The 5226-nt window shown below is 60.8% G+C and carries 5 protein-coding genes; 2 read left to right on the top strand and 3 right to left on the bottom strand.

The features are described 5' to 3' along the window. Positions 1–242, top strand: a 242-nt coding sequence (locus IQ35_RS20480; RefSeq protein WP_145076148.1) for a Tn3 family transposase, incomplete at its 5' end; no start/stop codon positions are given. Between the two features lie 63 nt (positions 243–305). On the opposite strand, the gene IQ35_RS20475 is transcribed toward IQ35_RS20480, so the two are convergent. Further along, positions 306–752: a (R)-mandelonitrile lyase gene (locus tag IQ35_RS20475; RefSeq protein ID WP_242003431.1), complete on the bottom strand. Its 447-nt coding sequence runs from the start codon at positions 750–752 to the stop codon at positions 306–308. A gap of 139 nt (positions 753–891) precedes the next feature. Between IQ35_RS20475 and IQ35_RS20470 the strand changes: the two genes are divergently transcribed. Then, on the top strand, positions 892–1794 hold the full coding sequence (locus IQ35_RS20470; protein WP_092960204.1) for a LysR family transcriptional regulator: 903 nt from the start codon (positions 892–894) through the stop codon (positions 1792–1794). A gap of 302 nt (positions 1795–2096) precedes the next feature. Here the strand turns inward: IQ35_RS20470 and IQ35_RS20465 are convergent, their stop codons facing one another. Beyond that, positions 2097–2795, bottom strand: coding sequence for a response regulator (locus IQ35_RS20465; protein ID WP_092960202.1), 699 nt, complete (start codon positions 2793–2795; stop codon positions 2097–2099). Next, positions 2792–5226: sensor histidine kinase (locus tag IQ35_RS20460; protein WP_145076145.1), on the bottom strand; the 2435-nt coding region annotated here is incomplete at its 5' end. The genes IQ35_RS20460 and IQ35_RS20465, both read right to left, overlap by 4 nt.

Here is a 5226-nt window from a genome sequence, read left to right as displayed (position 1 = left end):
ACCAGACCTATCGCGCCTCCGGCCTCAATCTCCTCGTGGCCGCCATCATCCTGTGGAACACTCGTTATCTCGAACAGGCGGTCGGGGCGCTGTCGATCCCCGAAGACGTTGCGCGCCATATCGCCCCGCTGGGATGGGAGCATATCTCGCTCACCGGTGACTATCGTTGGAATGTCGAAAGCCGCCCCGATCCCGGCCAGCTCCGCCCGTTGCGCACGCCTTCATCGCTCTTGGCCGCATGATGTCATTCACCCGCGTTCGCCAAAGGTTCTCTCCTAGCGTACGTAAAATGCACTTTCGTGTAGTCAGCCCATCCACGTCACTGGCGTTCCGTTCATCGACTCCTGAATGGCGATGTGCGTCATCGCGTCGTGTGCCGTCGCCCCGTGCCAGTGCTTCTTGTCCTTGGGGCACCACAGAATGTCGCCGGCGTAAAACTCATATTTGGGGCCGCCCTCGATCTGGGTCCAGCCAATGCCCTCGGTCACGATCAGGGTCTGACCTGCCGGGTGCCTGTGCCATGCGGTCCGGGCTCCAGGCTCGAAATGCACGATAGCGCCTGAGACGCGCGAGGGATCCTCACGCTGAAACTGGCCGGTGATCGTCGCTTTGCCCGTGAAAAACTGCTCGGGGCCATCAACGGTCTTGAGGTCGGCCTTGCGGGTAATGCTCATGGGTTTTGTCCTTTCCTGTGCCTGCCCGGCTTCGGTCGATGCCAGGATGGCAGTCAAGAGCAGTGCGGTTCGGCTCATGACGACCTCCTTGCTTTGCGAAACACGGGGGGAAGCGATCCGGTCTGCCAATGATATACTGGCTCGTATCTCACATTATTAGACCAGCCCCAGGCAATGAGTTGATGAGCAGTGCTCCACAATGTGTTAAGGCCATCCGATGCAGCTCAGCCGTGCCGATCTCGCCGATTTCGCCTATTTCATTGCGATCGCAAAGCATCGCAGTTTCCGGCGAGCCGCGCAGGAGATGGGCGTCACCACCTCAGCGTTGAGCCATTCGATGAGCGCGCTTGAAACTCGACGTGGCGTGAGATTATTGAATAGAACGACGCGCAGCGTGACTTTGACAGCTGCCGGCGAAGAGTTGCTGGACCGGATTGAGGGTCCGCTCAACGCGATCAACGACGCATCGGAAAATCTCGACCGATATCGCGACACACCCGCCGGCCGCGTGCGTATCAGCGTTCCGGAGGACGCCGTCACCCTGCTCCTGAATCCGGTGATGCCGACATTCATCGAACGCTACCCGCATGTGGAGGTCGATATCAGCGTCAGCAACCGCTTGATCGATGTAATTGGAAGCGGTTTCGATGCAGGAATTCGTTATGGAGGAACTGTTCCCGAAGACATGATCGCGCAGCGCCTTTCGCCTGACATCGGATGGATGGCAGCGGCTGCCCCCTCTTACATAGAGCAGTTTGGCCTGCCGGAGCATCCGAGCCAGTTGGTTGACCATCGCTGCGTCCGGATAAGGCTCGGGAATGATCAGATTTATCAGTGGGAGTTTGACCGAGGTGAAGAATCTGTCGTGGTCACAGCGCCAGGCCCGTTAACAGTGGATGCGACCCATGCCGCCTTGGGGCTGGGTTTGGGCGGATGCGGGATCATCTACGGAAGCGAGCCTATTTTCAGGCCGTATTTCAAGGATGGCCGACTGCTGCCGGTGATGGCAGACTGGATGTCATTGGGGAGCGGGTTCCACATCTATTATTCTGGACGCCGACATGTGCCGACTGGTGTGCGGCTACTCGTCGAGCTTATCCGGAACATACGTCCTCTCTGAACTCACTTAGAGTGTTTTCTAATCAGGTGGAATCACCTGATGCCTCGGAAAACGCGGAAAACCAAAATCTTAGAGCAGTTGATCCGATGCAATCGGATCAACTGCTCTAGAGTGCCTGCCCCCCTGTCCACCAAGCCAGTCGGCAAGCCGTTCGGTCCAACGCGCAGCGAAGCAGGCCGGTGTCGCAAAATTCGCGCTTTCGCGAATTTCCAAACAGCCTATCGCCGTTTGATTGCGAGAGCGGGAAACGGCTCCCGACATAGAGATTGCATAGGATCGACGGCTGCCATCTTCCCCGCGTCTCACTCATATTCGGGAAGGCGTAGACGGTAGCCGATCCCAACATCATTGCTGATGAACCGGGGGCGTTGGGGATCACTTTCGAGCTTCTGCCGCAATGTACGCACCAGAACGCGCAGATACTCTACATGACGCTCGGATTCGTTCGGCCAGACCTGAAGCATGATCTGGTCGTGCGTGATGACCCGCCCAGGATACTTCGCAAGCTGGGCCAGTACCGCGTATTCCTTGGGCGTCAGATGCACTTCCTTACCCGCCTTCGTAATCTTGCGTTCGAGCAGGTTGATCGACAGGTCTCCGACTTCGATCGCAGGAACGCCGCCATCGCGGGTCATGCGATTGCGCAGCGCAACGCGTACCCGGGCGAGCAATTCGGCTGTGTCGAAAGGCTTCGTCAGATAATCGTCAGCGCCCAGATCCAGCGCCGCGACCTTCTCCTCGGTCGCGTCGCGCGCAGAGATGATGATCAACGTGGTGTCCGCATTCTGCTTGATGATCGGAACCAGTTCCAGCCCATCCCGATCGGGCAGGCCGAGATCGAGCAGCACGATCTCCGGTCGTTCCTGCCTCAGCCGTTCCAGCGCCTGGCGTGCATTCTCGGCCTCCAGCGTCGCATAATCGGCGCGGGTCAGCGCTGTCTGGATCAGGCGCCGGATATGCGGCTCATCATCGACGATGAGAACCTTGTGGCGGATCTTCATAGAACTTCCTTGCCGTCGAGGTGCGGAACGATGAGCGCCTCGGGAATGCGAATGGTAAAACAGGCTCCAAATGGATCGTCGTTGTTGCCGGCCTCCACCGTGAGCCCCATGGCCTCGGCGAAACCCTTGACGATGGCCAGGCCGAGCCCGGTGCCATGACGAACCCGGTCGGACCCCTCAAGCCGGGTGAATGTCTCAAAGACGCGTTTTTCCTGACCGGGAGGAATTCCCGGCCCCTGGTCGATAACCGAAAGCGCAAGCGCGTCCGACAGGCGCCGACAACGGATAAGGATGGGCGTACCTGCATCGGCATAGCGGCCGGCATTGTCGAGCAGGTTGATCAGGCAATGGTGCAGCAACACCGGGTCGACCCGGACCAGCGGGATATCGGGAACGATGTCAATGTTGACGCCGTGATCCTGCAGCGATGCGCGGGTATCGTGAACGGCGCCTGCCACCGCATCGAACAGGTCCGTCGCCTCCACTTTCAAAGGCAGCGCTCCTGCCTCGACGCGCGCCATGTCGAGCAGATTGGCAACAAACCGGTTGAGCCGCTGCGCTTCCGTCTCGATCGCGTCTGCCAGAACCGCCGAAGGATGGCGCTTCATTTCCTGGGCCGCAGTGATGATCGTGGTGAGCGGCGTGCGCAGGTCGTGGCTCACCGAGGAAAGTAGCGCCGAGCGCAAGCGGTCCCGCTCGTCGATCTGCCGGGCACGCATGTTCTCTTCTTCCAACGCCATCCTGTCGAATGCGATAGAGGCCTGATCGAGCAGGCTCATCAGCAGGGGCACCTGATCGGAGCGAAGCGGATCGCGCGCGTCGCTGCGGGCAATGCCGAGCACGCCCAGAACGCCGCGCCCCGATGAAAATGAACTGCCGAGCGGATGGAACAGCCAGTCGGAAGCCGTCAACGTTGCCGAACCGCGTCCTGCCGGCTGCTCGTTGTCGATCACCCACTGGGCCGCGGCCATCTCGATCTGGTCCAGCTTGTCTTCAGGCGGATAGGCGGCGCGAAGGTCCGGTCCATTGGCTGAGGGCAGCAGCAGCACCGCGCGAACATCCAGCAGGCGAGCCACCTCGGCGCAGATCGCCTGCATCAATTCGTCGCGCGTGGGGGCGGCCGTGAGCTGGCGCGAGAAGCTGGCCAGTGCGGCATTCTGCCTAGCGCTCGCCCCCGCCAGATCCGCCTGCGCCCGCACGCGTGCCGCAAACTGGCTGGTGACGATCGCAACCCCCAGCAGCACCAGGATCGAGATGACGTTCTCGGGATTATTGACGGTCAGCGTGCCAGTGGGAGGCAGGAAGAAGAAGTTGTAGGCAAGGCTGGCGACAAGTCCCGCGAACAGTCCTGCCCGCAATCCGAAAGTCGCCGCCGCAAACATGACCGGGATCAGGAACAGCAGCGCGATATTGCCGAGCGCAATCGCTTCGATAAGCAATCGTCCGATCACGGTGATCCCTGCCACCATAAGCAGGGACCAGATATAGTCGCTGGGTCGGCCCCAATGTCCGCGCGATGGCTCGTGCCGCTGGGCTGTTGCAGGGTCTCCGCCCCCTGAAGGCAGGACATGGATGGCGACATCGCCGATCGTGCGTATCAATCGGTCCACCACTGACCCGTGACGCTTCTCGAACCACCAGGAGCGGTTGGATTTCCCGATGATGATCTGGGTCGCGCGCGCATCTCCTGCAAAACTGCACAGTCCATCGACAACACTGGAGCCCGGAATACTGGCGGTTGAAGCGCCCAGGCGCGAAGCCAGCGCCAGCGTATCGGCCAGCTGTCGTCTTTCCCCCTCGCTGAAATGCTGATCGCGCTGGGTCTCGATATGCACCACGGTCCATTGTGCTTTCAGGGCGTCGGCCATGCGCTTGCCCGCTCGGACCAGCCCGGCGGCATGGGGATATTCGCTGATGGCGACTACGATGCGCTCTCCCGCCGCGAAGTTGCCCGCCAGCGCATTGGCGCGGACATGCTCCAGCATCTGCGCATCGACCGCCTGCGCCGCGCGGCGCAGCGCCAGTTCGCGCAGCGCCGTGAGGTTGGACTTGGAAAAGAAGTGGCCCAGCGCCCGCGTCGCTTCATGCGGGATATAGACCTTGCCGTCCTTCAGCCGCTCGATCAGCTCGTCTGGCGGAATGTCGACAACTTCGATCTCCGCCTGTTCGAGAATGGAATCGGGCACCGTCTCGCGCACCCGTACCCGAGTGAACGAGGCGACAACGTCGTTCAGGCTCTCCACATGCTGGATATTGATCGTGGAATAGACGTCGATCCCGGCATCGAGCAGTTCCTCGACATCCTGGTAGCGCTTGGGATGGCGACTTCCCGGCGCATTGGTGTGCGCCAGTTCGTCCACAAGCACCAGCGCGGGCGCCCGCGCGAGGATGGCGTCGATGTCCATCTCGCCAAGGCTGTGGCCCTTGTGAT

The organism is Sphingobium wenxiniae (genome assembly GCF_007830065.1).
GTDB classification, from domain to species: domain Bacteria; phylum Pseudomonadota; class Alphaproteobacteria; order Sphingomonadales; family Sphingomonadaceae; genus Sphingobium; species Sphingobium wenxiniae.
The sequence above is the reverse complement of the archived record's forward strand: the minus strand, read 5'-3'. Positions and strand labels throughout refer to the sequence as shown.

Bases quoted from the DNA above. Each gene is read 5' to 3' on its own strand.
- IQ35_RS20465 (WP_092960202.1), bottom strand. From the start codon at position 2,795: ATGAAGATCCGCCACAAGGTTCTCATCGTCGATGATGAGCCGCATATC.
- IQ35_RS20470 (WP_092960204.1), top strand. From the start codon at position 892: ATGCAGCTCAGCCGTGCCGATCTCGCCGATTTCGCCTATTTCATTGCG.
- IQ35_RS20475 (WP_242003431.1), bottom strand. From the start codon at position 752: ATGAGCCGAACCGCACTGCTCTTGACTGCCATCCTGGCATCGACCGAA.